The organism is Corynebacterium sp. LK28 (genome assembly GCF_014335105.1).
Lineage (GTDB): Bacteria > Actinomycetota > Actinomycetes > Mycobacteriales > Mycobacteriaceae > Corynebacterium > Corynebacterium macclintockiae.
On the sequence record NZ_PDGZ01000001.1, the window covers coordinates 92,489 to 119,389 of the forward strand.

At 60.2% G+C, this 26,901-nt stretch carries 24 protein-coding genes, 2 tRNA genes and 1 CRISPR repeat array; of the genes, 9 read left to right on the forward strand and 17 right to left on the reverse strand.

The genetic code is table 11. From position 1 onward, the window contains the following. The first annotated feature begins 20 nt into the window (after positions 1-20). Together CRD15_RS00405 and CRD15_RS00410 are read left to right on the forward strand one after the other, a co-directional pair. A complete protein-coding gene (locus CRD15_RS00405) occupies positions 21-2,141 on the forward strand; it encodes a cation-translocating P-type ATPase (RefSeq protein ID WP_187401638.1) in 2,121 nt (706 codons plus the stop codon). After that, positions 2,141-2,419: a metal-sensitive transcriptional regulator gene (locus CRD15_RS00410; RefSeq protein ID WP_034967151.1), complete on the forward strand. Its 279-nt coding sequence runs from the start codon at positions 2,141-2,143 to the stop codon at positions 2,417-2,419. Before CRD15_RS00405 ends, CRD15_RS00410 begins: the two co-directional genes overlap by 1 nt. 50 nt (positions 2,420-2,469) lie before the next feature. Here CRD15_RS00410 and CRD15_RS00415 read toward each other — a convergent pair whose 3' ends face one another. The 5 genes from CRD15_RS00415 to CRD15_RS00435 form a co-directional block, all read right to left on the reverse strand. Continuing rightward, positions 2,470-3,141 (reverse strand): Ltp family lipoprotein, encoded by a 672-nt coding sequence (locus tag CRD15_RS00415; protein ID WP_080716089.1) that lies wholly within the window; start codon positions 3,139-3,141, stop codon positions 2,470-2,472. A gap of 157 nt (positions 3,142-3,298) precedes the next feature. Beyond that, entirely contained in the window at positions 3,299-4,027 is a 729-nt protein-coding gene (locus CRD15_RS00420; RefSeq protein WP_187401639.1) for an Ltp family lipoprotein, read from the reverse strand. Between the two features lie 73 nt (positions 4,028-4,100). Continuing rightward, complete coding sequence (locus CRD15_RS10180; RefSeq protein ID WP_155270820.1) at positions 4,101-4,274, reverse strand: Ltp family lipoprotein; 174 nt, start codon at positions 4,272-4,274, stop codon at positions 4,101-4,103. Positions 4,275-4,932: 658 nt separating this feature from the next. Next, on the reverse strand, positions 4,933-5,133 hold the full coding sequence (locus CRD15_RS00430; protein WP_155270753.1) for a hypothetical protein: 201 nt from the start codon (positions 5,131-5,133) through the stop codon (positions 4,933-4,935). Positions 5,134-5,355: 222 nt separating this feature from the next. Next, positions 5,356-5,428: transfer RNA gene (locus CRD15_RS00435), tRNA-Asn, on the reverse strand. A gap of 209 nt (positions 5,429-5,637) precedes the next feature. Here CRD15_RS00435 and CRD15_RS00440 point away from each other — a divergent pair. Both CRD15_RS00440 and CRD15_RS00445 read left to right on the forward strand, forming a co-directional pair. Then, positions 5,638-5,711, forward strand: a tRNA-Ile gene (locus CRD15_RS00440). Between the two features lie 98 nt (positions 5,712-5,809). Further along, positions 5,810-6,052 (forward strand): hypothetical protein, encoded by a 243-nt coding sequence (locus CRD15_RS00445; protein WP_187401640.1) that lies wholly within the window; start codon positions 5,810-5,812, stop codon positions 6,050-6,052. Between the two features lie 44 nt (positions 6,053-6,096). After that, a CRISPR array of direct repeats spans positions 6,097-7,800; the repeat unit is 28 nt; unit sequence GGCTCATCCCCGCTGGCGCGGGGAGCAC. A 96-nt stretch (positions 7,801-7,896) separates the two neighbouring features. Here the strand turns inward: CRD15_RS00445 and cas2e are convergent. The 9 genes from cas2e to CRD15_RS00490 form a co-directional block, all read right to left on the reverse strand. Beyond that, positions 7,897-8,220, reverse strand: a complete 324-nt coding sequence (gene cas2e, locus CRD15_RS00450) for a type I-E CRISPR-associated endoribonuclease Cas2e (RefSeq protein WP_080716911.1) — start codon at positions 8,218-8,220, stop codon at positions 7,897-7,899. Further along, positions 8,217-9,131, reverse strand: coding sequence for a type I-E CRISPR-associated endonuclease Cas1e (gene cas1e / locus CRD15_RS00455; RefSeq protein ID WP_187401725.1), 915 nt, complete (start codon positions 9,129-9,131; stop codon positions 8,217-8,219). Before cas1e ends, cas2e begins: the two co-directional genes overlap by 4 nt. A gap of 37 nt (positions 9,132-9,168) precedes the next feature. Continuing rightward, a complete protein-coding gene (cas6e, locus tag CRD15_RS00460; RefSeq protein ID WP_187401641.1) occupies positions 9,169-9,843 on the reverse strand; it encodes a type I-E CRISPR-associated protein Cas6/Cse3/CasE in 675 nt (224 codons plus the stop codon). Next, on the reverse strand, positions 9,840-10,547 hold the full coding sequence (cas5e, locus tag CRD15_RS00465) for a type I-E CRISPR-associated protein Cas5/CasD (RefSeq protein ID WP_187401642.1): 708 nt from the start codon (positions 10,545-10,547) through the stop codon (positions 9,840-9,842). The genes cas6e and cas5e overlap by 4 nt, the downstream gene beginning before the upstream one ends. After that, positions 10,547-11,677, reverse strand: a complete 1,131-nt coding sequence (gene cas7e / locus CRD15_RS00470; RefSeq protein ID WP_034966244.1) for a type I-E CRISPR-associated protein Cas7/Cse4/CasC — start codon at positions 11,675-11,677, stop codon at positions 10,547-10,549. The genes cas5e and cas7e overlap by 1 nt, the downstream gene beginning before the upstream one ends. Positions 11,678-11,704: 27 nt before the next feature. Continuing rightward, positions 11,705-12,340: a type I-E CRISPR-associated protein Cse2/CasB gene (gene casB, locus CRD15_RS00475; protein WP_034966247.1), complete on the reverse strand. Its 636-nt coding sequence runs from the start codon at positions 12,338-12,340 to the stop codon at positions 11,705-11,707. A gap of 45 nt (positions 12,341-12,385) precedes the next feature. Continuing rightward, the gene (gene casA, locus CRD15_RS00480; RefSeq protein ID WP_187401643.1) at positions 12,386-14,020 is read right to left on the reverse strand and encodes a type I-E CRISPR-associated protein Cse1/CasA; all 1,635 of its coding nucleotides are present in this window, start codon (positions 14,018-14,020) and stop codon (positions 12,386-12,388) included. Positions 14,021-14,146: 126 nt separating this feature from the next. Continuing rightward, on the reverse strand, positions 14,147-16,999 hold the full coding sequence (gene cas3, locus CRD15_RS00485; RefSeq protein ID WP_187401644.1) for a CRISPR-associated helicase Cas3': 2,853 nt from the start codon (positions 16,997-16,999) through the stop codon (positions 14,147-14,149). Between the two features lie 257 nt (positions 17,000-17,256). Then, a complete protein-coding gene (locus tag CRD15_RS00490) occupies positions 17,257-17,934 on the reverse strand; it encodes a nitroreductase (protein WP_187401645.1) in 678 nt (225 codons plus the stop codon). Between the two features lie 230 nt (positions 17,935-18,164). On the opposite strand from CRD15_RS00490, the gene CRD15_RS00495 reads away from it, so the two are divergent. Genes CRD15_RS00495 through CRD15_RS00510 form a run of 4 tightly spaced genes read left to right on the forward strand, consistent with a single transcriptional unit; the run spans position 18,165 to position 21,450 of the window. Then, complete coding sequence (locus CRD15_RS00495; protein WP_034980538.1) at positions 18,165-18,893, forward strand: amino acid ABC transporter ATP-binding protein; 729 nt, start codon at positions 18,165-18,167, stop codon at positions 18,891-18,893. Positions 18,894-18,912: 19 nt separating this feature from the next. Beyond that, a complete protein-coding gene (locus tag CRD15_RS00500) occupies positions 18,913-19,809 on the forward strand; it encodes a glutamate ABC transporter substrate-binding protein (protein ID WP_034973215.1) in 897 nt (298 codons plus the stop codon). 16 nt (positions 19,810-19,825) lie between these two features. Further along, on the forward strand, positions 19,826-20,512 hold the full coding sequence (locus CRD15_RS00505; protein WP_187401646.1) for an amino acid ABC transporter permease: 687 nt from the start codon (positions 19,826-19,828) through the stop codon (positions 20,510-20,512). After that, positions 20,512-21,450: an amino acid ABC transporter permease gene (locus CRD15_RS00510; RefSeq protein ID WP_034993703.1), complete on the forward strand. Its 939-nt coding sequence runs from the start codon at positions 20,512-20,514 to the stop codon at positions 21,448-21,450. Before CRD15_RS00505 ends, CRD15_RS00510 begins: the two co-directional genes overlap by 1 nt. A gap of 69 nt (positions 21,451-21,519) precedes the next feature. Here the strand turns inward: CRD15_RS00510 and CRD15_RS00515 are convergent, their stop codons facing one another. Together CRD15_RS00515 and CRD15_RS00520 are read right to left on the reverse strand one after the other, a co-directional pair. Then, the gene (locus CRD15_RS00515) at positions 21,520-22,407 is read right to left on the reverse strand and encodes a serine hydrolase domain-containing protein (RefSeq protein ID WP_370546757.1); all 888 of its coding nucleotides are present in this window, start codon (positions 22,405-22,407) and stop codon (positions 21,520-21,522) included. Then, on the reverse strand, positions 22,404-22,772 hold the full coding sequence (locus tag CRD15_RS00520) for an acyl carrier protein (RefSeq protein WP_187401647.1): 369 nt from the start codon (positions 22,770-22,772) through the stop codon (positions 22,404-22,406). The genes CRD15_RS00515 and CRD15_RS00520 overlap by 4 nt, the downstream gene beginning before the upstream one ends. Positions 22,773-22,914: 142 nt before the next feature. Between CRD15_RS00520 and CRD15_RS00525 the strand changes: the two genes are divergently transcribed. Beyond that, complete coding sequence (locus tag CRD15_RS00525; RefSeq protein ID WP_187401648.1) at positions 22,915-23,901, forward strand: alpha/beta fold hydrolase; 987 nt, start codon at positions 22,915-22,917, stop codon at positions 23,899-23,901. Here CRD15_RS00525 and aceE read toward each other — a convergent pair. Continuing rightward, entirely contained in the window at positions 23,898-26,654 is a 2,757-nt protein-coding gene (gene aceE, locus CRD15_RS00530) for a pyruvate dehydrogenase (acetyl-transferring), homodimeric type (RefSeq protein ID WP_187401649.1), read from the reverse strand. The two genes, CRD15_RS00525 and aceE, sit on opposite strands and share 4 nt — an antisense overlap. Between the last annotated feature and the right edge of the window lie 247 nt (positions 26,655-26,901).

The window sequence follows — 26,901 nt, forward strand, 5'->3', positions numbered from 1 at the left end:
CCTAGGGGTATGCTGGGGGCATGGCTGTAATAGATCTCGACATCACAGGAATGACCTGCGCTTCCTGTGCGAACCGTATCGAAAAGAAACTGAACAAGCAGGAGGGTGTGACCGCCACCGTCAACTACGCCACCGAGAAGGCGCACATCGAAACGAGGGAGGGGGCGGCCACCGACGCGGACGCGTACATCGCGATCGTGGAGAAGCTCGGCTACGGCGGCAGCGTGCCAAAGCCGGAGAAGCCCGCCGGCGTCGACCCCACAGCCAAGGAGCTGCGCGGCCTGAAGCGCCGCCTGGTGCTTGCCGTCGCGCTGGCCACCCCGGTGATCCTGCTGGCGATGATCCCGCCGCTGCAGTTCGATTACTGGCAGTGGATCAGCTTCGCCCTGGCGACCCCGGTGATTCTGTGGGCGGGTTGGCCGTTCCACAAGACCACGTGGGTGAACCTGAAGCACGGCGCGGCGACGATGGATACCCTCATCACCGTCGGCACCTCAGCGGCTTATTTGTGGTCGCTGTACGCCCTTTTCTTTGGCCACGCGGGCGAGCCCGGCATGCGCCACGGCTGGTCCATCCTGAACCACGCAGGCGACCCGATGGGGGACATCTACTTCGAGGTTGCCGCGGGAGTGGTGACGTTCGTGCTGGCGGGCCGGTACTTCGAGAAGCGCGCGAAGCAGCGCGCCGGGGATGCCATCCGCGCGCTGACTGACCTGGGCGCCAAGCAGGTCACGGTGCTGCGAGATGGCGGGGAAACGTTGCTACCCATCGAGCAGCTGCAGATCGGCGACCACTTCCTGGCTCGACCTGGCGAAAAGATCGCCACGGACGGCCGCATCGTGGATGGCCTGTCCGCGGTTGACCAGTCGATGCTCACCGGCGAGTCCGTGCCCGTCGACGTCGGTCCCGGCGACGAGGTCACGGGAGCGACCATCAACACCTCCGGCCGCCTGGTCGTGGAGGCCACGCGCGTCGGCGAGCAGACGAAGCTCGCGCAGATGGCGAAGCTGATCGACGAGGCCCAGTCCGGCAAGGCCGACGTCCAGCGCCTGGCCGACAAGGTCTCCGGCATTTTCGTTCCGGTCGTCATCGCGATCGCGCTGGTCACTTTGCTGTTCGCGGGCTTTAGCAATGCGGTCGCGGTGCTGATCATCGCGTGCCCCTGCGCCCTTGGTTTAGCGACGCCCACAGCCCTGCTTGTCGGCACGGGTCGCGGGGCCGAGCAGGGCATTCTAATCCGCGGACCCGAGGTTTTAGAGGGCGCGCACGCCATCACCACCGTGGTGATGGATAAGACCGGCACGGTGACGACGGGCACCATGCGGGTCGTCGACGTGACCCCGACAGGCGGCAACCGCGCTGAGGTGCTGCGCGCCGCGTCGGCGGTCGAGGCGTACTCGGAGCACCCCATCGGCCGAGCCATTGCAGAGGCCGGGCGGGCGGAGTTCGGCGACCTGCCGGAAGTTACCGGCTTTAGGAATCTGCCTGGACACGGCGTGGAGGGAACCGCCGAAGGCCAGGTGATTCGGGTTGGTCGGGGGGATGAGGGGGCGTCCAGAAATAAGGCAACCACAGTCAGCGTGAGCGCGGATGGGCGGGCGATCGGCACCATCAGCGTGGCCGATACGGTGCGCCCCACCAGCGCGGAGGCCGTGCGGAAGCTGCATGAGATGGGGCTGAAGACCGTGCTGCTGACCGGTGATAATCAGCAGGTGGCGGACGCCGTGGCGCGCGAGGTGGGCATTGATGAGGTGATCGCCGGGGTGATGCCGGAGGATAAGGTGGCGCACATCCGCTCCCTAGAGAACGTGGCGATGGTTGGTGACGGTGTGAACGACGCGGCGGCGCTGGCGAGCGCGGATCTGGGCATCGCGATGGGGTCGGGCACGGACGCGGCGATCGAGGCGGCGGACATCACCGTGATGCGCGACGACCTGCTGGCGGTGGCGGATGCGCTGCGGCTGGCGCGCAAGACGCTGCGGACGATCAAAGCGAACCTGTTTTGGGCATTTGCTTACAACGTGGCGGCGATCCCGCTGGCCGCATTCGGGCTGCTGAACCCGATGCTGGCTGGGGCGGCGATGGCGTTATCTAGTGTGTTTGTGGTGAGCAACAGCCTGCGGTTGAAAGGATTCAAATAATGCACGGGTACTTGAGTGACAAGGAGCGCTACCTGGCGCGGCTGAAGCGGATCGAGGGGCAGGTGCGCGGGCTGCAGCGGATGGTGGATGAGGAGCAATATTGCATCGACATCCTCACGCAGGTCAGTGCGCTGCAGTCTGCGCTGAAGGGCGTGGCGCTGGGGTTGTTGGACGACCACATGAACCACTGCGTGCGGCACGCCGCGGAGGCCGGGGGAGAGGAAGCCGAGGAAAAACTGGCGGAGGTATCCCAGGCCGTGAAGAGGCTGGTTCGGTAAGCGCTGGCGGGGGTAGCGGTGCAGGGGGGCAGGGGTGCAGGGGCAGGGGACTACATGTTGTCCACGCCGTACTGGGCCTGCTCTGGGGTAAAGCCCTCGTAGATTAGCTGGTCGTAGAGTCCGTCGTTAGACATTGCTAGGCCGGACTGGTCGTATTGCTGAGCCATTTTGACAGCCTGAGCGTTCCAATCGACCGTGATGTTCTGCATGGCGTATTCGATGGCATCGGCCGGGAAACCTTCATAGTCGAGTTGCTTACGGAGCCCCGGGTCTGAGAATGCCATCAGATTGAGGTAGTTGTTGGCAGAGCGCAGCGCGTTGCGCTGCTCGCGAGTTGCATTGCCGTCCGCAGCGTTGGAATCACCGGCTGGTTCTTCTACTTCCTCGGAGTCAGAGTTCTGTACCTCAGCAACCTGGCCGGTGCTTTCTGTGGCATTTTCTTCCGGAGAGGTTGGGTTGGGACTATCGCTGGTTTCAGACGGTGCGGTTTCGGTCACGGTGACAACGCTGCTGGAGGAAGAGGATGCATTGTCACTCGAGTCCTCCTCACCCCAAATGGTTCCGATGATGCCCAGCGCTACAAGCGTGCCGACGACGCCCAAGATGAAGATGAGCACAACCTTGCCCTTGCCCATTCCTTTGTTGTCCGACTGTTGAGGTGCCGGACCACTGGAGGGGTAACCGTAGGAATCGCCGTAGGGAGCGGGTTGGGGAGCGGTCATTGGCCTAGTCCTTGTCGTCTGTCAAAAGTGGAGGGCAGAGCAGGCTTGCTCTGTGCACACTCCGTAAAGACTAAATAACCGTCGGCGAATCTACCTACACGATAAGAAAAGCCACCCCTTTCCTGGGTTAATTCTCAGGTTAGGGGTGGGGTGTGGGCTACATGTTGTCCAGGGCGTACTGGGCCTGCTCGTCGGTGAAGCCAAGGTTCCTAGTGAGCATGTCCTTGAGCTGATTCTTGGGCATCGGTGAGTCGCCCTTGGAGAGTTGGCGGGCCATGTCCACGGCCTGCTTATTCCAATCGGGGTTTAGCTTTTCGATGGCTTTGTTGATCTGATCCTCGGAGTAGCCCTGGATCTTCAGATTGTCGTGGATGCCTTTCTCGGACAGTTTGAAAACGTTGTAGGCGGTTGCGGCTGCCTTGTTTGCACCATCTTGGGTCTTGGGCTTTGAAGGGTCGGAAAGGTCGGGCAGTGCAGGCGCGCCAGATGCGTTGGGGGTGCTGGTCGGGGAGTCCGCTGAGGAGTCCGATGGGGAGTCCGCTGGGTTGCCATTCGGGGCGTTAGTCCCGCCGTTGTTGTCACCTCTGACGTCCATGGCGGTCATGTCGGTTTTGGAGTTGGATTCTTCGGCGGAGCCCTTGTCTTCGGAGGTAGCGGCGGGCTGCTGGTCGTTGCCAGACTCATTGTCGTCGCCGCTAGTGAAATACCAGACGGAGCCACCGATGATGCCGATCAGAGCGACCACGCCGACGATGATCAGGGCCAGTTTCTTGCCGCCGGGATTGGCCTGCTTTGCATCCTCTTGGGCTGCGCCAGGTGGCCTGTTGGACGGATCTTCGAACGGATTAGGTTTCTGAGGTGAGGGGTTCGAGGTTGGGGTTTCCATTGGAGTTCCTTTGAGTCTGGACTTTTGAGAGTGGTGGAGGGGAGAGATGGGAGGGGGCGAAAGGGGGCGCGGGCTACATGTTGCTGATGCCGTACTCGGCTTGTTCGTGGGTGAAGCCAACGCCCTCAGTCATGGTGTTGTATATCGTATCCCGATCATCGGTTCCAAGGGGTTCGGCGAGGTGACGGGCATACTTAATTGCCTGCTTGTTCCAGTCCGGCTTGATCTTTTCCAGGGACTTGTTGATTTGCTCTTCGGAGCCTGAATAGAGGTTGGCTCTGGGGTTGGTGCTGGGGAAGGGCGGTCTTGAGGATTCTTGTTGGGCGAGTTCATCTGTCTACATTTTTCTGTGGCTGAGTAAAGGCGATGCACCGTATGCAAAATGCACGGCTGTAGGTAAAAATGCGGAAGAATCGTGTTTTGTTTCCGTGGACTAGCTTTGTACTTGCAAGTAGTACTCGGTTGGTGGTCGACCGGTAGCGGGTTCCCAACAAATTGTGTCGTCCGTGGTTTTCACCCTTGTGATCGCCCTTGGGCTGACGTGCACGAGGGAAGTGGTCAGGAGTTCTCTATTCGCCGACCGTTGGCAAATACACTTGCTAAGGCCACCAGATCGAATCCTGCAATGATGCTTGCACTAATCACATATCCCAAAAAGGCCAGGTAACCACATAGAAGTAGAACTGCGAGCACTGCGGTGAGGCCAAATATCTGCCCCCTTCTCGCGGCCTTGGCAGGCTCTATGTAAGGCGCTGTTCGCGTTAGCTCGTCGGCCCGGGTTTGTGAGCGCAATGCCTCCACATACGCCGAGTAAAGCTCGGGAGTTTCACTTCGCAATTCACTCATCTTGTCGATGTCCGGCATAAGAAGCGGGACATGCAGATGGTTCTCTTCCAGGTAGGCGGTTATTTGGGCGAGGAGAACGGGGTCGTTTCGGAGCTGCTCAGAGCTGATGCCCGTACCAATGCTGCGTTGATGGAAGTCCTCGGCGCTGGGGGTGGCATTAGGCTTTGCATGCGGCGGTACGTCGCGGCGCCCTGTAGATCGAGGATGCTGCCCACTCCCGTCAGGAACGCCCGGCGCTTGCTGGGGTTCGTGGTCGTCATGGTTCCATTACCTTACCCTTCTACGTTCGCTTAGGTGAACAACTGTGGTGGTTGAGAATGGAGGTAAGTGTAGAGAGGGGAATGGACAAGCCACCTAGCAATCGAACAAAGGGTCTATATCTCAGCCTAAGATTTCTAAGATCGCTCAGAAGTGACGTAGCGGCACCAACGCGAAAATCCCGACCACCTGCATGTAGTGCAGCCGATCGGGGCTTTTAGTTGCTCCCCCAACTGGGCTCGAACCAGTGACCTTTCGATTAACAGTCGAATGCTCTGCCAACTGAGCTATAGGGGATTAAGTTGTTTGAGCTTCAGGCGTAAGCCCTTGCTCTGTGCAACGGAATCATACTTTATATGCCTGGGGTGTAAACAGACAAATCGCCAGGTCAGGTCACCTATTGTGGGGGCTGTTTTCGTTGAAGCTGGGGTATATGACTACCCGCCAAAGGCAGTGTGGTTGAATCTTTTGTTAGCAAGCCACTCCATCGAGTGGCGACGCATACTGGGGCTATAGCTCAGTCGGTTAGAGCCGCGGACTCATAATCCGCTGGTCGCGGGTTCGAGCCCCGCTGGCCCCACAGAAAACGGCACGTCAGAGCCTATTTCCCCTACCTATAGAAGCGGAAGAATAGGCGCGTGAGTTGGTACACCGGCCACGTCGAACAGCATTCTGGCGTTGATTGGTTTCTATTCGCCGGCGCGGACGGCCGGGAATGTTTCCTGCCCGGCGCTTTTCCAGGTGATGTCTCATGACGCCGTCACTCCAACAAATGTCGCTCTCAAAGCAGCTGGCAAGGTCCAGCGCGCTACGATTCACATTCACGAGGGCGGCCACTTCGACCCCTACGTGGAGCCGCTGTTCTCGGAGATCATTGAGGAGCAGCTGGCATTCCTGCGAAAAGAGGTTCCGGTTAAGTAAATCCCCTGCAGCGAGCCGTCCAGATTGTCGCTAGAACGGGCCTAAGCATGCCCCCGCTGGCGCGGGGAGCACGAGACGGCGGATCTCGCTGAGCGGTGGGATCAGGGCTCATCCCCGCTGGCGCGGGGAGCACGCCTGCGCAGCCTTCGTCTTATCGTCAGCTACCGGCTCATCCCCGCTGGCGCGGGGAGCACATCACTCCCGTATACGGGCGGGGACGGTATGCAGGCTCATCCCCGCTGGCGCGGGGAGCACGACCTCCGTGGGGTGGATTTACCGATCTCATAGGGCGCATCGCCGCTGGCGCGGGGAGCACGGTGGACCCCCGCTGTGCGCGGGGAGCACCGAGATTCACGCAGTGAGCTAGCTAGTCGATAAGGCTCATCCCCGCTGGCGCGGGGAGCACAGGGCGACGCCCGCGCGGATCACCCCTACATCCGGCTCATCCCCGCTGGCGCGGGGAGCACCAGCACAACTGAGCGAAGCGAAGGCGGGAGTTGGGCTCATCCCCGCTGGCGCGGGGAGCACCGACTCTTCGCAGCCTATTGCGTTGCACCTGTAGGCTCATCCCCGCTGGCGCGGGGAGCACGGTGGAATCATGACCGTTGGAAAAGTCGACCGCGGCTCATCCCCGCTGGCGCGGGGAGCACTCGAACCAGTCTGAGGGGGACAATCTGCACATGGGCTCATCCCCGCTGGCGCGGGGAGCACCCATTGGCGTCCTGGGTCTGCTACGCCGTGGCAGGCTCATCCCCGCTGGCGCGGGGAGCACTTGCTCTAGGTTCTTAGCCATTGTCGGTACTCCGGCTCATCCCCGCTGGCGCGGGGAGCACAGGCGATCTGCAGGGCGTGGTCTTCGCTCATGCGGCTCATCCCCGCTGGCGCGGGGAGCACGTGTGTGGTCATTGTGCGGGGTGCTATCGGTCGGGCTCATCCCCGCTGGCGCGGGGAGCACGCTGCGGGTATTTACGCCTCGTGGGGCACTAGCGGCTCATCCCCGCTGGCGCGGGGAGCACTACCTTCCAGCAGTTCATACTTCTTTCCTGTTGGGCTCATCCCCGCTGGCGCGGGGAGCACCTTAGCAGCCTCACCGGAATCAGACTTCACGTCGGCTCATCCCCGCTGGCGCGGGGAGCACGCTGCCTTCTCGGGATCGCGCGCTTCCTCAAACGGCTCATCCCCGCTGGCGCGGGGAGCACCCGTGCAGCGATTCCCCCATAGACCCCCCACCAGGCTCATCCCCGCTGGCGCGGGGAGCACTTTCCGCTAAATCGCAGGAGAAGGCAGCCGAGGGGCTCATCCCCGCTGGCGCGGGGAGCACTTCTGCACGTCCTCCGGCGACTTGCCCAGCTCCGGCTCATCCCCGCTGGCGCGGGGAGCACAAACGGGTTGCAGGACGCTTTGCCACAGCCACGGGCTCATCCCCGCTGGCGCGGGGAGCACTTCGCGGGCTTCTCCAAGCGCTCTGCGAACGCCGGCTCATCCCCGCTGGCGCTGGGAGCACCCAGTCGCACAAGGGCGCTACTTACCGAATCCAGGCTCATCCCCGCTGGCGCGGGGAGCACAAGATTCGCCCTAGCGAGCCGGACAGCCACGAGGGCTCATCCCCGCTGGCGCGGGGAGCACGCAGATTAACGGTGGGTTGCTGAACATTATGAAGGCTCATCCCCGCTGGCGCGGGGAGCACCTGTGCGCACCTGCCTCAAACACGTCTCCACGGGGCTCATCCCCGCTGGCGCGGGGAGCACACTCTCTGAGCTGTGGTTCTTTGAGCCTTAAAGCCGATTCTAGTTCAACTTGTTTTAACTACCAGCCGCTGGACCCGCGAACTGCATCCCACGCATCTATCTTCGCCGTGCTTTGCTCCACCCACGCCGTCGTGATGATGGTGCTCGGTTATTCGGTCGCGTAATCAGGTTCACTCCGTCGAAGTCAGTCGGAACCCAGTTATGCCGGTGGGTTTTGAAATCAAATCCTTGCTCGTTCGCTGCTTGAAACACCATGATTGCCCGACCGTCATTCACCAGATCGCACGTGCGCTCCCAAACCTGGTCACGCACTCGGGCGCTGGGACGCCCCACGAACACTCCCGGTGAAATCTCCAAAAGCCACCGTGTTAGATCACCGCGAAGTCCTGCAGGGCACGCAGAAACAACCAGAACCATCATTCCACTGGTCCTTCGTTCGACCAGTTATGTCCTGAAGCGACAACCTCTAAATCCGACCAGAGCAACAATTCGGAATCGATATTTTGCGCCTCGGAGGTCATTTCCATCAGAAACATGAGATCCCGAATCATTGTCGGTATGAGGTTTTTCTTCACCACGTAATCACGGATCACTCGTCGGATATTTGCATCGGCGGTTAACTCATTTTCCGCCACAGCATCAAACGCTGCCGGAATTGAAATCTTCGACTTGTACAGATCCGCAATGTCGTAAACAAACGCGCGTTCCGTGCCTTGGTGAATTACGCCCAAGGAGGGAATGAATCCCAGCGAAACAATAACGGCATGAGCCACACCATAAAGTGCTGCATTCGCTGCAGTAAGAGTCCGGTTAATTGGGTCACCACTAGAATAGTTCTGCGGATCATACATCCGCTTCTTCCACGGCACCCCGGTTCGCTCGGCCTCCGCCAGGTAGACTTTCTTCATCCGGGATCCCTCACGCCCACGCAGCTGTGCCATCGTCGCACTTGAAATATCTTCGCCGGGGAAGCGCATGGCGTACATCTGTCGTGCGCAGAAAAGCCTGCGGCGCTGGTTACTTACTATTGACGCCTGCGCCTCCGCCGCTGCCGAAGAATTCGAAAGCGAACGGCCGGATGCGTAGTAGCGCACGCCTTTTTCCCCAACCCATACGACGGAAACCCCGGAGTCCCCTAGCAGAGCCATCGCTGCGTATGTCACTTTCGTACCTGGGCCAAGCATTAAGGCAGCAATACCTGCCGCAGGCACATGGGTGATGCCGCGTTCATCCGTGAAGGTAACAGCGTTGTTATCGCGATTAACTACGCAGCGCTCGGCGTATAGAAACGAGATCCGATCCTGCACGCGCGGTAGGATCGGACGATCCATGGGCGACTTCGAAGGGTGCTGTGCCACTGCGATATCCCTAGTCTGGCTTGCCGGTAATGGGCTTGGCGAGTGTCAGTAAGCCACAACCGTAGGCCTTGCCTCGCCCGATGCCTTCGACGAGTGCTTTCTTGAAGCTTTCGGCATCGTCAATCTGCAGTGTGCCGCGGTATCGCACCGTGCCAATCACAACCTGGCGGCCCTTGGAGTTGTTCACCGACTTCGAGAAACGCAGTGTTTTTCGTTCCACGATGAGGGTTTCCAGCGGGGTGAAGCCACAGCTTTTAGCCTTGGTGTTAAACCATTCCAACTGAGCATCCTCGCCCACCAGTGCAGTGAGTTTGCCACGGGTTCCGCGTGGGGAACCAGGAGCCTTTTTAGCAGCCACAGGGTTCAGAACCACCTCGAAGTGCCAATGCTGTCCATCTTCCAGTGCCCCGAGCAGACGGTCGTATCTTGCCTTTTGCGGTTCAGTTTGGGAACCCGTTTGCTCAGCGATTTTGTTCGGATCGCAGTTATCCGGTCCGACGATGTAGACAGCATGCTCGTCTGTGCCTCGGAGTTCTCCGTCTTGGCGCCAGAGGATACGTTCCTTGTCGGCTACTTCTTTAGGAAAGCAGCTCAGAACCGCAGCGTGCATAGCCTGCGGATTACCCAGCAGTTTTCGCGCTTGGCGACTACGGGGATCTAGGTGAAGTCGTGTGAAGGTCGTCATGCCTGCATCACCGCCTCCATAAATGGGTCGTTGGTCGAACCGAGGTCATTCTCGATGGGCACACCCGTCTGGTCTTGGACGACATCCCGCCATCCGTACTCTCGATGCTCTTGAGAGAAGGAGATCGGTACGTCTCGAGTAGCAATGCCGGTTTCACCACTCGTGGCGTCACGAAAAATAGGCAGCGAGAGTTTCGGCGCCCGAGTCTTTCTGTGTGCGCGGGTGGCCTGCCAGTCGGTAGCTCGCAGCGCGTCGACGGCCGAGCCACGGAAAGTTCCGAGGTAGAGGGTCGGGGGAGCAGGGCACGATCGACGCCCAAGGAATAACGGGAAGCGGGGGCGTTGGACGGCACTTGCGAGTTCGTCGATGAAGGGTTCATTGTCTGATTCGACGGCAGCGACGAAAACAGCATCCTCAAGGTAGTACCGCGTGACCAGGTTCGCGTTGTCCTTTGGCCTCTTCTGCCATGGCTGAGCAGTCTGGTAGTCCCGCAGTAGGGAACCAGGCTGATCCACACGAACGGCGAACGTTAGAGCCGCAAGATCTTGCAGGTCGTCAGTGCGCTGGCGCCCTTGTGCAGCGGCTAGAAGCCCCAGCACGCCGGACTTGGTGGGAACCTGTTCGGTGGCGCGTTGCTTGAATCGGCTGCTGGCGCCCCACGATTGCATGGGGCCAGACAGCCTGAGTAGAAGGGTGGAAGGCATTAGCGCTCCTGGGTGGCAGCTTCTGCGACAGCTTCGACGAGCTCGGGCAGAGTGGTCTTCTTGGCCAGGTTCTGTTCGACGAACGCATCGGCCAGGTCGCCGAGGGACATGACGAACGCGGCCTGAGGGACGAAGCCATAAGTGTTCTGGATCTGCTCAGCCTCGTGAGCCAGGCGGTCGGCAGCGGACTTACGGCGGCCCTGGTTGTTCTCGGAGACCACCGGTTCTTCGAAGGCATTGACCAGGGAGATAGAGCGATCATCACGCACGGTCACGTACACGAGCTCCGGCACGCTGTTGTGGGCGAAAGTGTTCTGCTTGCCCGTGGGTAGCGAGGTGATAAAGCTGTTGGTGAACGCCTTGATAGCTTCGGCCAGTACGTCCTGGTCGCCGAGGTTGTCGGCCAGCGAGTCAACATCGATCGTGGCGAATCGGTACAGAGTGGAGGACATCATCTGAACGGTGCCCATCATCGCTGCTCCGACTTCTTCGTCGGCTTCTACCATGTCGTCGACTGCGGTGTAGAAGTCGAACTCCGGCTCGGACTCATGTACGCCAATAGCGTGTGCGACCTGTACAGATGCATCGACATTGAAGTCCGGGGCGTCAGCAACCATGCGGCCGAACATGCTGATGTCTACGCCGTGTTCTTGGTCGAACAGTACGGCTACTTCCTTCTTGGGGAACTTATTCTCCTCACGGTGATCGATAGCGTACTTCGCGAGGTTGTCGACCTGTCGGACGCTGAGGAATAGCAGGTAGCCGAGCTCGGACTTTTGCTCCGTGCCCTCGGGAATCTCCTTTGCAGGCTTCCGCTTTGTCAGCTTGAAGCCAGCGGCGGTGAATACTTTCTCTGACAAGGCGGTTGCTTCGGCATCTTCAATGGAGACATCCAGTTCCTGAATGCGGTCAGCGAGCAGTTCGATCGCACGGCGGGTGCGGTAGCCGACGAAGCCGGTCGGGAACGTCTCTCCGAAATCTTTGCGAATGGCTCGCTTCCAAGCTTGAGAGGAGACACGCTGGCGAGGAGCTCCGCCGAAGATGGCCGTCTTGGGTGCGCCGGTGTCATCGCGGTTGATCAGACTTGGTGGGAGGGTCTGTAGAGCGTGGAAATCGATGGTGATGGACATGAGAGAATCCTTTCGAAACTGGGAAGTTTAGTTTTCTTTGGTGGCAGAGGAACTGTTGTTTTCGCGCGGGTACTGAGCAAAGGCGAAATCACGCCCCCAGCGCAGCAGTACGCCATTGCGGGTGCGTGGGTTAGAGAGCTTGCGCAGGTCCGTGGCGAACCAGCCGTAGTTGAAACGGAGGTCTTTGGATCGCAGCAGCGAGATCAAAGAGCGAGTCTGAATCAACCTGGACTGGGCGGTACGCGCTAGCACCAGGGCATCGAAGCGCCCCTTGATGGACTTCGACTCGCTAGTGTGCGCCAGGCGACCGCAAGCGGAGGCAAAAGAGTGGGAACTGTCGTGCACCTCGTGGGTGGCGCCCTGCATGTGGAGCGCGAAGTAAGTCAGCGCGTGGAAGGCGGCTTCCTCGGATGGGGAAGGTGCGTCGCCACATCCCATCTCTTTTTCGGACAGAGGGGTGACCAGTGAAGATAGAACGTTTTCAAACACAAGCGGGTTCTGCAGTGCTGGTTGCCCAGCCGATTTGCGAAGTTCAGCAAGGGTTCCTCGGGCTTGTGCCTGGTTGGGGTAGCCATTGCGGCCTAAGTAATCGGCTTGCAATCGTGTACACGTAGCGGCGACCGACGAACTTAGTTGTGGCCGGTCATCTGTTATTTGGTCCATGGTTGTTTTCCTATTCTTGGTGGGCGTTGCAGTGAACCGGCAAATCTAGCGTGGAACGGTGCGTGGCAGAATCTCGCGGAGCTTTTTCTGCAGCCAACTCATTACTGTTCCTGCGGATACAAAGCGTTCGTCTCCGTTGGTTTCAACAATTCTGCCGATCAACGCCTTTGGACCGGCACCGACGAGGAGTACGTCTGCGTGCTGTAGAACAGCGTTGCGGACGGTCATCTCCCATGCCTTTAGCCGGGGTTCTAGATCTGAGTTTTGGAGGGTCTTCATCCACTCACTAAACTTCGGCTCCAATTCGGCTAGCAGGGTGTCGGTTGCGGCTGGTTGGAACTCATAATCCCCACCCGCTGCCTGGAAAAGCTGACCGGCAAAGCTACCTAGCATGGTTCCAGCCTGGCTAGTCGCAGCTGCGAGGTTGAGCACAGCCTGGCGCTCTGCGACAGCGGACTTGGGTAGAAGCTCAAGAGGCAGCTCTATTCGAGTGCTAATACTGATATCTACGACTGAGCTATTCGAGCCGTACTGAACGGAGGACATCGAGACATCCAGTGTCTCAGGAAGATCAACCTCGTTTTCCTTTAGGTAAGCCAGCTGGTCGATCGTTCGCGGACGTTCTGGGGCGCGATTCTTTTCGTCATAGACGGGATCTGTTTCCAGGGCAATCAGTGGTTCCAAGCTGCGCCACATCGTCCGCTGGGCATCGAGGGGCTTGGGGTAGTAGACATCCAAGCCTTTCTTGGACTTGTTCTTGCTATAACGATAGGGCGTCATCGGATCGTCCTTGACATTCGCATTAGCGTTCGGAATGCGGTCGCCGTTCGAGACAAGGACTTGGGTAATCAGGCCATTTTCTGGGAAGAGACGGATCCGCCTGGACTGCCAAGTCAGAATTTCAGCCGGTCCTTTGGGGTAGATGCCGTCTTTGTTTGCGGGGTCCAAACGCTGCGCAGAGGTATCTGGCTCGCGTTCCCACACAGGGCGGTCGCCCTCAGCCTGAAGGACTTCCGCGGTGGTGTTTAGCGCCAGGGTTTCTTGGAGGTTCGACCCAAGAATGATTGTCGAAGTGATAGCTCCGGTCCAACCGGTGCCGATCGGAAAACCCTTACCGCCTTTGACTCGAGGGTCGCCGACGGCGCCGGATTTGATACCTGAATAGTCGTAAGCCTGGATGTATACCAGCCAGCGGGCAGCTTCGGCGAAGGTAAGCGAGATCGCGCCGTCGCCAGCTCGGAGCGTAAAGTAATCGTCTTCGAAATCCGGCACGATCCGGCGCACATCGGACGTTGCGTTCTTGCTTGTATGCAGGTCGGCAACTTGCATAAACGGCTTTTTGGCATCCAGTAGATCAAAACGATCAGCGTAGCGGTCTAGGTATCCCAGCACCGTATCGTCTGGCTGGTTCTCTGTGGCTGCTTCTAGTCTTTCGGGTATCCATTCAGCCATGTCCAGTTCTTCGCTAGGGGCTAGGTCTAGTTCCTCGCGGTAAGCACACCAATACATTGCTAGGAGTAGGCGGTAGATGGCGGCATCCTGAACAGGACTATCGCCGCGGATGGAGGCAATCGAATGGGAACCGTCGAAGATCTCGCGCAGGCTGAGCTCTGCAGTGGAGCCGTCGGTCAGCATCGTGAGAATCCACGGCTGATCGAGGAGGCTAAAGCTCTCTGTCACGACAAACCTTCCTTTCGTATCTAGTTTCTATCGGTTTTTGGCAAAGAACCGTGGGGTTATATCACTCCCTAGGGTGGTTGAAAGGGAGCACATATTTCCTTTAAAACTACTTGTAAACCAACCATTTCAGGCCTCATCCTGAATTTTTGGAAAGCCTTCGGTCTTTAAACCCAGAAGCTCCGAGTAGCGGATCTTCACACCCGACAGTGTGGCCTCGAGATTCTGATCCAGGCGCAGCGCGACCTGGCCTTTGAGCAGGTAGTGTTCCTTCCATCCTTCTGGTGTTTGATCCTCTAGGGCGTCGACTGTGCGGTCCCAAACCTTGTCACTGCGCGTGAACATCGAAGGTAGGCGCACCGTGGATGCCGCGAGGCGGAAGGCCGTATCGAAATTCGGGGTAGTCGTGTCTTCCACGAGCTCCATGAGGTGATCGTCGCCCTTTGCACTGAGAGGACGGTATCCGTAAACGTCATCGACGATAGGGATGACCTCGATACTGCTCTCGGCATCTCGAACTGATGCAGTCGCCTTGACTTCTTCCTGTGAACGGTCATGAACCGACATTTCGAAGAGCGAATCCAAGCTGCCGCCCGTTTTGCCTGGGCTCGGAATCCTGAAGACTCTAGATTTTGACTTATCGGCAGAGCTATTGGCCTGCGATTTCAGCCGAGACTCTTCCCAGCGCTCCGCCCAGTCTTCTGGGAACTCATGATCTGTCGCGAGGTCGTATGCTTTTTGAACTAACCCCGGTACATCTGAAGGACGGTGAAATCCCTTGTCCACTACCTCCGTGGAGAGCAGCCTGTACGTAGTGAGAAGCAACGCATCATCGTAGATGTGTTTCGTGCCGGAATCCCATTCGGGCTTAGGTGAAGTTTCCACGACCCCTCGAATGTAAATGCAGGCATCACGCAGCTTCTCCGGTCGATCGCTCTCTGGTCGCTGGTGGCGATGCAATCGCCCAGCCCGCTGGATGATTAGATCCATCGGTGCGATGTCGGTGATCAAAGCGTCGGCGTCAACATCAAGACTCTGCTCCAGTGTCTGCGTACCGCATACGATGCGCAGGTTCGGGCGCCCTTGATTTCTATGTGATGCTGGCCCCAGCTCGTCGAGGAGCTCTTCTTCATGACGAGCGCGATCGAGCCCGGTGAATGCAGAGTGGTGGAGGCGGACTTCACCGGGGAATGCTGCTTCCAAAGCGACGAAGGCATCCTGGGCCCGCCTGATGGTGTTGCAAATGACAAGAACTACGCCGCCGTCGGCGCAGAGCTCGGTAACGACTTGGGTCAGTGTCTCAATGGAATCGTCGATGAGCTTCACCCTGGCGTGCATGTCGTCTGGGCGAGGTGCGACGGCTTGTTCGCTGACGCCATCCGCGGTCACCAGTGTGAGAAGTGGATAGCCTTCTTCGACAAGGTCTAAGTCTTTTTTGATGAGCTGGCCACCGTAGGCTGCAACGAGTTCCTTTTTACGGCTCGTCGGCAGCGTGGCTGACAGCAGGACGACTGGCACGCCGTAGGTGGCGAGCCACCGCAGTGTTTCCGCGAGATATTCGTTGGTATAGGTCGAGTAGGCGTGGACCTCGTCGAGGACCACCACTTTCCCGGCAAGTGCCAGGTGCCGCAGCATGGAGTGTCGCATCTGCAACGCCATCATCAAGACCTGGTCGATGGTTCCCACCACGAAGTTCGCAAGCAGGCCGTTCTTGCGGCCGGATAGCCAGTCGGTGGCGATGACTGTCCCGTGGTCGGCACAGTCCTCTCCGATATCGCGGTACCGGAGCTTGCGGTAATCCGTATTGAGGCGATTCTTGCTGTGAGCCAGATAGAGAGAGGACACGGCAGAATTTTCAGTGATGTTTTCTACCCAATGGGAAAATCGTTTGAACAGGCCGTTTGCCGTTGCCATTGTGGGGGCCGCCAGGATCGCACCACTGGCGCGATTGCGTTGAGCGAATAGCAGAGCAGCATAGAGGGCACCTTCGGTTTTCCCTTCGCCGGTAGGGGCTTCGATGATGAGTAGGGAGGGGCCGGAAGATTTGGCGTGCAGTATGTCCGCAACTGCGAGCTGGACGGGGCGTGGAGTGGTGCTTTCTGGCCAGGAGAAGTTCGAGCGATAGTTCTGGGCAACCAGAGTGGGATCGTCATCGAGTTGTTTGAACTCTGTGCGGAGATCAAACTCAGCTTTAGCCATTCCCTGTTTGATGCGTTCAGATTGAGGGTATTCAAAGCGAAGCGGGAAGAAATCGGTGTTGGAAGCCAGCCAGTCGCACATCACCATGAATCCTGTGATGATCTGTATCGCAGTTGTCGGCGGTTTCTTTGCCAGCGATTCAAGAGCTGATTGAACTTGGGTTGCAGCCGCGAGGATATTCAGAATCTCGTTGACGGCACTCTGCCACTCGGGAGGGTAACTGTCGACGAAGGGCACGGCAGCTTTTCGTCCGCTGGCGTCAAGCCAGCCATGGTGAGCTTCGACGGTTTGGGCGAGAGACAATGCAGCTGGCGGTTTGAGACCTCTGTCCTTTAGCCATCGCGCCAAGAGTTCGCGCGAATAGAGCGGGTGGGCAAGACTAGCGATCTCTTCATCGGGAGTAAGGTCTGGGATAGGAATGCCAGTATTCTCGAGTGGGTAGAGGATCGGGGCGTTCGTCTCGGGGGAGCGAAGCTTACGTAAGAATGGGTTGGAAATCTTGCCGATGTCGTGGCCGGAGACAAGGAAAACCGTGAGTGAGCGGATTTGTTCAGGGGAGAGTCGTGTAGTGCGGCTGAGGAAGTCCTTGATCTGTTGGGAGAGCCAGGAATCCCAAAGGTAGGTTGCGACCGCGCCCGAGTCGACCAAATGTTGGACGAGTGACATGGGGCCGTTTGCGTCGCCTGATTTGGCCAGGAAAGCGCGGGCTGTGGGGGAGAAGTCGTCGACTATTCCGTTCCAGGAATCTAAATCGAACAGTGGTGTGTGATGGTGGTCTGTCATGTCCGTTGACTTTCGTAGTGTTGTGTGTACAGTCAAATCTAGCAGTTGCTGTCTAACCATGCAATACCAAGTTATGAAAAAAGTTGGGCATGCCGCGAGCTGGGTTAAATCAGTTGGTTTTGTAGGGTGGGGAACTAGTGACGCCCATGCCTCCCCGCCTCAGCGGGGATGAGCCGTTGGCTTTGCACGGTTCAGTGCGTGGGGTCACTTGCTCCCCGCGCCAGCGGGGTTTTCTTTACCTCTGATCGACCTGCGATCTAAAGCCCCAACCCCTCAATCCCGTGCACCGTCACCGTCTCGGAGAGCGCAACGCGGCCCGGGTCGGTCTTGAATACCGGGCTGGATTCATCGGCGCGGCCGAAGGTCAGCGCAGTGACCAGCTTGTACTCCTCATCCACGCCCAGGAACTCGCGCACCGTCGGCGCCAGTAGGGAGATCATGCCCTGGGGCACCCCGTGGTAGCCGTGGGCAGTCAGGGACAGCAGGAAGTTCTCCGCATACGTCCCCTGGTCGAACGCCGCACGAATACGGTCGCCCATCGGCGGGATGAACATCAGCGCCGAGTACGGGGCTCCGAAGAAGCGTAGGTTCTCGCGGACGAACTCGGTGCGCGCCTCCTTATCCTCACGGGCAATGCCCAGCAAGCCGTACATCTTCGCAGCCAGCTCCATGGAACGCTGTGGGTGCACACCCTCGCCGTAGTCCACAGTGAAATCGGGGTTCAGGCCGTTGGTATCGAACTCCTCGATCAGCGCGGCACTCAAGTCCTTCAACTTCTGCCCGCCGATCACGTGGACGTTCCACGGTTGGGTGTTGGAGTTCGAAGGCGCGGACTGGGCATCCAGCAGAATCTCTTTGATGTCCTCTGCCGGAATCTCGTCCGGCAGGAACGCGCGAGGGGAGTGGCGGTTACGTATAAATTCAGAAAAGTTCATGTCTGCCACCGTACGCTTTTATCTGTCTTTTCTTTCCCGCCACCGCCTCCGCAACCCCTCACCCCAAGCCGCCGAGTCTTAGCCCTGTTATCCCCCTCGACTCGCTCACCGTGAGGGCGTCAAGAATCCGATAAGAACGCCCAACAGTGAGTCACCTAGCTTTCATTTCTTAAAAGTGATCAGCGTTACTTATTATGAGACCTATGTCTGAACCAACTGTTTCCAAAACAATGATTGAGCTCAAGGGAGTGAACAAACACTTCGGCGAGTATCACGCTCTTCGAGACATCAACCTCGAAGTCCCCGCAGGCCAGGTCGTGGTCATCCTCGGCCCTTCCGGATCCGGCAAGTCCACGCTGTGCCGCACCATCAACCGCCTCGAAACCATCGATGAAGGCGAAATCCGCATCGACGGCGAACTGCTGCCCGAAGAAGGCAAGGATCTGGCCAAGCTGCGCGCAGAGGTCGGCATGGTGTTCCAGCAGTTCAACCTGTTCAGCCACAAGACCATCCGCGATAACGTCACGCTGGCGCCCACCAAGGTCCGCAAGGTCAGCAAGGAAGAGGCACGCAAGACCGCCGAGAAGCTGCTGGACCGCGTGGGCATCGCCGCCCAGGCCGACAAGTACCCGGCACAGCTATCCGGCGGACAGCAGCAGCGCGTCGCCATCGCCCGCGCCCTGGCCATGGACCCCAAGGTGATGCTCTTCGACGAGCCGACCTCCGCCCTCGACCCAGAGATGATCAACGAAGTCCTGGACGTCATGACCGACCTCGCCAAGGGCGGCATGACCATGGTGGTTGTCACCCACGAGATGAGCTTTGCTCGCCGTGTTGCGGATCGAATCCTGTTTATGGCCGATGGTGCCATTGTTGAGGACGCCGACCCGGAGACCTTCTTCACGAACCCGCAATCCGATCGCGCCAAGGACTTCCTGGCGAAGATCGTGAACCACTAGTTCGGGAAGCGAGTTTCACATGTCTACATTCAAAAGCGCACTCAAGCGCCTTACGGCTGCAGTGGTCGCCACCGCATCCGTAGTAGCGCTGACCGCGTGTGGATCCGGTGGCGCCCGCGACCTGCTGGCAGACATCGAATCCGGCCACGTCGTGATGGGCACCAAATTCGACCAGCCCAACCTGGGTGAACGCACCCCGGATAAGCAGTTCGCTGGCCTGGATACCGACGTATCCCGCTACGTGGTGGAATACATCGCGAAGAAGCACGGCTGGGCCACCCCGGAAATCGAATGGCGCGAAACGCCGTCCGCGCAGCGCGAGACCCTCATCAACAACGGTGAGGTCAACATGATCACCGCGACGTACTCCATCAACAAGGGCCGCCTCAAGGCCGTGGACTTCGCCGGCCCGTACCTGGTTACCCACCAGGCACTGTTGGTCCGCGAGGATTCCGGCATCAAGGGGCTGAACGACATCGCGCCGGGCACCCGCCTGTGCTCCGTGTCTGGCTCCACCCCGGCGCAAAAGGTGAAGTCCGCACTGCCAGAGGTGCAGCTGCAAGAGTTCGACACCTACGCCGCGTGTGCGGAAGGCCTGAAGCAAGGCGTGGTCGACGCTACGACCACGGACGCGACCATCCTGGCGGGCTTCGCACAGCGCTACCAGAAACGCTTCAACGAGAAGTACAGCGTCATCCAGCTCAAGAAGGACGACGGCAGCTTCTGGACCAACGAGAACTACGGCATCGGCCTGCCCAAGGGCGACGACAAGGCCAAGGCGGAGGTCAACGAAGCGCTGAACGAAATGCACGATTCCGGCGAGTTCCAGAAGATCGTCGCCAAGAACCTGGGCGACAACGTGGACCTCGGCGAGAAGCCGAAGATCGGCGACCTGTCGTTCGTCGACAAGAAGTAGGAAGGAGGAACGCACTATGAACCCCGAACTATGGGCCGAAATGAAGCCCGAACTGCTGCCGGCATTCTGGGTAACCGTCAAGCTGACGTTCTTCTCCGCAGTCGGATCGATGATCTTTGGCATCATCCTGACCGCCATGCGCGTTAGCCCCGTGGGCATCCTGCGCAACCTGTCCGCGTGGTACATCAACATTGTTCGTAACACCCCGCTGACGCTGATCATTCTGCTGGCCTCCATGGGCCTGTACTACAACCTGGGCTTGCTGCTGGCGGTGGAGAACGATTCCTTCATCGAAAAGCAGAACTTCCGCCTGGCTGTCCTGGCCTTCGTGGCCTACACCTCCTGCTTCGTGGCAGAATCCCTCCGCTCCGGCATTAACACGGTGCCCTTCGGTCAGGCCGAGGCCGCCCGCTCGCTGGGCTTAAGCTTCAGCCAGAACTTCCGGCACGTGATCTTCCCGCAGGCTCTGCGCGGCGCGATCGTGCCGCTGGGCAACACCCTGATCGCGTTGACCAAGAACACCACCATCGCCTCGGTGATCGGTGTTGCTGAAGCGTCCCTGCTGATGAAGACCCTGACGGAGGATTACGCCAGCGACATCCTGGTGATCTTCGGAATCATCGCAGTTGGATTCATTATTTTGACGCTGCCGACCGGGTTGTTCTTCGGCTGGGCAGGTAAGCGATGGGCGGTGAAGCGCTAATGAGTGCACGTGCAACTGTTCTTTATGACGCCCCAGGCCCGAAGGGCCGCAGGCTCAACTCGATCCTCACGGCGATCACGGTCGTAGTGGTCGCGGTGATCCTGGTTTTGGTGGGCATGAAGCTCAACGAAAAGGGCCAGTTCGAATCTGCAAAGTGGTCCTTCTTCCTGGAGGGCTCCACCTGGACGACCTACATCCTCCCAGGTCTGATTTCCACGATCGGCGCGGCTGTGGTCTCCATTGTGCTGGCCATGGCCATCGGTGCGCTGCTGGGCGTGGGCCGACTGTCCACCTCTGCACCGGTGCGTTGGATCTGCGGCATCATTGTGGAGTTCTTCCGTTCCATCCCGGTGCTGGTTCTGATGCTGTTTGCCTACGCAACGTTCTCCCTGCTGCAGCTGGTGCCATCCAGCTGGCTGGGTTTCACCTCGGTGGTATTCGGCCTGACGATGTACAACGGCTCCGTGATCGCAGAGACCCTGCGTTCCGGCATTCAGTCCCTGCCCCGTGGCCAGCGTGAGGCCGCGATCGCACTGGGCCTGAGCCACCGCCAGTCCATCAACCTGATCCTGCTGCCGCAGGCAGTGGCTGCCATGCTGCCCGCGATCATCTCTCAGATGGTTATTGCGCTGAAGGATTCCGCGCTGGGCTACATGATCGGCTTCGTCGAGGTTGTTCGCTCCGGTCGCCAGCTGGGCGAGTACTACGGTGCGATGATCCCGGCCCTGCTGCTGATTGCGTTGATCATGATCCTGATCAATATGGCTCTGGCAAAGCTGGCCGAGCGTATCGAGATCCAGCTGCGTTCCGGCCGCGCGCGCCGCAACATCGTTGCCAAGGTTCCTCACCAGAAGGAGCAGGGTATCGATACGAAGGATAATGCCTACGTCGACTGGCACGCAGAGGGCCACCAGGACCTGCGCACGACCTTCGAGTAGCCCCGCGCTGGCTTGGGCTAGCCGGACTGCGCTGCCTGGCCCGCGCGCCAGGCGTGCTAGCCGAGTCGGCTAGCCCAGCGCCTCCCACAGCCGCTGGTTGAAACCACCCCAGCGCTGCTTGGCCCAGTCGCCGAAGTCCTCATCCGTGAGGACAACGGCGGCTTTTTTCGTCCCCGCACTCCGGTCGAACCACAGGAACGTTCCCGACTGGCCAAAGTGCCCCGCCACCGTGGCCGGCATTCCATCGCCCAGCCAGTGCGGCGACTTCTCGCCGTGCAGTTCAAAGCCCAGACCCCACGGGCAGGGCTTCTGCATTCCGTAGCCCGGCACCACCCCGGAAAGCTCCGGCCACTGGGGCTCCAGCGCCTCGTTGAGGGTGGAGGGGGCGATGACTGTGGGCGTCAAAAATTCAGAGCACAACACCGCAAGAGCATCCACCGAGGCAGAAAAACCATGCCCCGCGCTGCCCTCGACCGCGACCTCGATGCCCAGGGGCGCGCACACGCCCTCGGCCACGTAATCGGCGAAGGGCATGTCGGCCTCCGCGGCGATGAAGTCGGCCAGCACCTCGTAGCCCGCCGAAGAATAAATCCGACGGGTGCCGCGCCGCCTTTCCGGGGACCGGCCGCGGAAGCCAATGCCGCTGGTGTGAGCCAGTAGCTCGCGCACGGTCGGAAGGTCGTCGAAGTCGGGGAGTAGCTCGGCGGGGACCTGCTGGTCCAGCTCGAAGGCGCCTTCCTCGACGGCCAGCAGGGTGGCGTAGGCGGTGATCAGCTTACTCACGCTGGCCAGGGGGAACTGCGCGGCAGTGTCGCCGAAGGTTGCAGTACGGGCGCCGGAGCCGCCATCCCACAGCGCCGCCGCGGCCACGTTGTTTACGGGCCAGTCGCGCAGTTCGGCGAGTACGTCCTCTACCGCGCCGACTGCAGCAGCGCCGCCTGCCGCTGCGCCGCTCACTTGTCCACCAGGCCGACCAGCTCGTCGATGGTCTTCACCCGGTTGATGTCCTCGTCCGGCACCTCCACGCCGAACTCCTCTTCCAGGCGCACGGCGATGTCCATCAGGGATAGCGAGTCAATGTTTAGGTCGTCGCCCAGGCGCTTGGAACCCTCCAGCTCCTCGCGCTCGATGCCCGTCGCGTCTTCCACGATGTCCAGCACGATCGCGCGCTTGTTCTTCTCGCCGGTCGCGTTGGCTACGCCAGCCTTGTCGGCCTTATCGACCTTGTCGGCAGCGCCAGCAGCGCCAGCAGTATCCGCAGCGCCGTCCTTCTTCAGCTTCTTCGACAGCGCCGCCGCCAGCTGGTTGTTCTGTTCCGCCATGTTTGTCCCTTCTCCTGCCACTCCTCAAGGCCCGCGCACGCCGGGCACTAAGCTATAAGCCTTGTGGCTAAAGCTCCAGCGCAACCCCGCGCCGCGCGGCCATTTGTACACTCATCCTAACAATCTTCCGAAGGCTCCACCCATGCGTCCCATTACCGCCGTCCGCAACCTCGCCAGCATTGTGTTGCGAGACCCTCCCGCCGTCCCGGGCTTGCCGCGCGCACGGTGGATCCATCGCCTGACCATGGACGACGGCGCGAAGGTCGCGGTCCATGAGGTGCGTTCTTACTCTTTTTCTTTTGAGGACGCCCCCTCGTCCGCCCCCACCACGCTCATCCTCGTGCACGGCTTCAACCTGACGGCGGCCTCCTGGTTCTTCCAACTGGATGCATTGCGTGAGCAGCCGAACCTGCGCATCCTGCTGCCGGACTTGCGCGGCCACGGCGCCAGCGAGGACGCACCTGGGCTGGATATTGAACGCACCGCCATCGACCTGGCCGCGACTATCCGCGAACTCGCGCCGACGGGCAGGCTGATCCTGGCGGGCCACTCGATGGGCGCGATGACGGTGCTGGGCGGGCTGCGCCACCTGGATAAGGCCGATCTCCAGCGGGTCGGCGGCATTGCGTTGATTAACGGCGCGATCGATACTTTCGCCTCCGCAGGAGTCACCCGGATCCTGCATTCGCCTCTTGTACGCGCGACCCGCTGGCTGGGAGCCAAGAGCCCCAGCCAGTTGGAATGGGCAAAGGCGCTGGTGGAGTGGGCCATCAAGCCCGTCATCGCCGCCTTCATTTACCACGGCTCGCTGGACGAGGGGAAGTCCGACGACTTCGACGTCCTTAGCTTCCACGCCAATGAGATCGCCGGAACCTCCACGCGTACGTTGCTGGGATACCTAGACGATCTGACGGAGCACGACGAGCTCGTCACCGCCGACCTTCTGGCCGACATCCCCGGCGAGATCCTGGTCGGCGCCATGGACGACGTCACCCCGCCCAGTCAAAGCCAGCGCATCCACGTACTCTGGCCACGCGCCGACTTCCACGAGTACCCGGAATCCGGGCACATGCTGCCGGTCGAGCGCCCGGAGGACGTCAACCGGGCGCTACTGAACCTACTGGGCTAGTTGGTAGCGGTCGGGTTGTCGATCTGGAAACGCTCGGCCGCCTCCGCAGCCAAAGAGCGATCGATCTTGCCCTCGCGCGCCAGCCCCAGCAGCACGCCCACGACGATGGACTCCGCATCTACGTTGAAGTAACGACGCGCCGCCTCGCGGGTATCCGCAAAGCCGAAGCCATCGGCGCCCAGCACAACGTATTCGCCCGGCACCCACTTGCGCACCTGCTCCGCCACGGTGGTGGCGTAGTCGCTGACGGCCACGAACGGACCTTCCGCAGCCTCCAGCTGCTGAGTGATGAACGCCGTGCGTGGCTCCGCCGACGGATCGCGAAGCTGCTCCAACTCCACGGCCTGGCCGTCGCGGGCCAGCTCGTTCCAGCTGGTCACAGAGAACACGTTCGCGTCGACGTCGAACTCCTTCAGCAGTTCCTTCGCCTTCAACGCTGCCGTCATGGCCACGCCAGAGGCCAGAATATTGGCCTGCAACTCCGCTGAGCCCGAGGCGGCGTCATAAAGGTAAATGCCCTTGTGCAGCCCCTCAACGTCGAGGTTCTCTGGCTCCGCCGGCTGGTGGATCGGCTCATTGTAGGCCGTGATGTAGTAGATCACGTCCTCGCCGCGGCCATTGTTGCTGTTCTCGCCGTACATGCGCTCGATGCCACGGTGCACGATGTGGGCGATCTCGTAGCCGAACGCCGGGTCGTAGGTCACCACGGCAGGGTTTGTGGACGCCAACACGGGGGAGTTGCCGTCCATGTGCTGCAAGCCCTCGCCTGTCAGCGTGGTACGGCCCGCGGTGGCTCCGATCAGGAATCCGCGAGCCATCTGGTCGCCTGCCGCCCAGATTTCGTCACCCACGCGCTGGAAGCCGAACATGGAGTAGAAGATGTACAGCGGGATCATGGGCTCGCCGTGGGTGGCATAGCTGGTGCCCGCGGCGATGAAGGAAGCCATAGAACCGGCCTCCGAGATACCCTCGTGCAGGATGTGGCCGTCGGTGGCCTCGCGGTAGGACAGCATCAGGTCGTGGTCCACCGGCGTGTAGTTCTGGCCGTGCGGGTTGTAGATCTTCAGCGTCGGGAACCAGGAATCCATGCCGAAAGTGCGCGCCTCGTCCGGGACGATGGGCACGATGCGCTTCTTCAGCTCGTCGTCGCGCATGAGGTCCTTGAACACGCGGACCAACGCCATTGTGGTGGCGACCTCCTGCTTGCCGGAGCCCTTGCGGGCGAGTTTGGCGATGGACAGGTCGGGCATCGTCAGCGGGGTGAACTTCTCGCGGCGCTCCGGCAGGAAGCCGCCGAGTTCCTTGCGGCGGTTCAGCATGTACTGAATTTCCTCCGCGTCCTTGCCGGGGTGGAAGTACGGCGGCAGGTACGGGTCCTTCTCCAGCTCCTCGTCGGAGATCGGAATGTCCTGCTTATCGCGGAAGAGCTTCAGATCGTCCAGCGTGAGCTTCTTCATCTGGTGGGTAGCGTTGCGGCCCTCGAAGTTGTGGCCCAGGCCGTAGCCCTTGATGGTGTGCGCCAGGATGACGGTCGGCTGGTCCTTGGTCTCCAGGGCGCGCTTGTAGGCGGCGTAGATCTTGCGGTAGTCGTGGCCGCCGCGGCGCAGGTGCCAGATCTCCTCGTCCGTCATGTCCTCGACCAGCTTGGCGGTGCGCGGGTCCTTGTTGAAGAAGTACTCGCGGACGTAGGCGCCGTCGTTGGCCTTGAAGGTCTGGAAGTCGCCGTCCGGGGTGGTGTTCATGGCATGAACCAAGGCGCCTTCTTCGTCGCGGGCGAAAAGCTCGTCCCACTCGCGGCCCCAGACGACCTTGATGACGTTCCAGCCGGCGCCGCGGAAGAAGCTTTCCAGCTCCTGGATGATCTTCGTGTTACCGCGGACCGGGCCGTCCAGGCGCTGCAGGTTGCAGTTGATGACGAAGGTCAGGTTGTCCAGGTTGTTCAGCGCGGCGGTCTGGATCAGGCCGCGGGATTCCGGCTCGTCCATCTCGCCATCGCCGAGGAATGCCCAAACGTGCTGTTCGGAGGTGTCCTTGATGCCGCGGTCGTGCAGGTAGCGGTTGAAGCGTGCCTGGTAGATGGCATCCATCGGGCCCAAGCCCATGGAGACGGTAGGGAATTCCCAGAACTCCGGCATGCCGTGCGGGTGCGGGTAGGAAGGCAGGCCGTGGCCGGGCTTGGAAGCCTCCTGGCGGAAGGCATCCAGGTCCTCCTCGCTGAGGCGGCCTTCCAGGAAAGCGCGGGCGTACATGCCGGGGGAGGCGTGGCCCTGGAAGAAAATCTGGTCACCGCCGCCCGGGTGATCCTTGCCACGGAAGAAGTGGTTCAGACCGACCTCGTAGAGAGGTGCGGCGCCAGCGTAGGTGGAGATATGGCCACCCACGCCGATGCCGGGGCGCTGGGCGCGGTGCACCATGATGGCCGCGTTCCAACGGATCCAGCGGCGGTAGCGCTTTTCGATTTCCTCGTCACCGGGGAAGTCGGGTTCCTGGGTGGTGGGGATGGTGTTGACGTAGTCGGTGGATAGCAGCGGCGGGAGGGGAACTCGCTTGGCGGTGGCGCGCTCTAGCAGGCGCAGCATCAGGTAGCGGCCACGATCCGGGCCTGCGGTTTCCAGCAACCCGTCGAGGGATTCCATCCATTCTTGGGTCTCCTCCGGGTCGGAATCGGCCAGGTAAGAGGCCACCCCATCGCGAATGAGAGCGAAGTTGCTGGCATCGGTTGGGATGTTGTTTTCTTCAGCTGAAGCGGACACTTGTTAGTCCTCCTATGATCCACGTGTTCCGGGGGTTCAGGGTGAGCCCCTGCTCTTGTTCCCACAGTACTTGCCACAGTACGTCAAAGTCGGGTTAGAAAACCTCCGCTGGTTGGCCGATTGTGTTAGGTTCAAAAATGTAGTTTTTTAACCACACCAGCTGCGGTAACTGCAAAGTTGTGCAAGTGTATGTGCAACCGCACAGTGCATGGGCGCGATGTGACTGCGTGATGTGATTGCGCGGTGC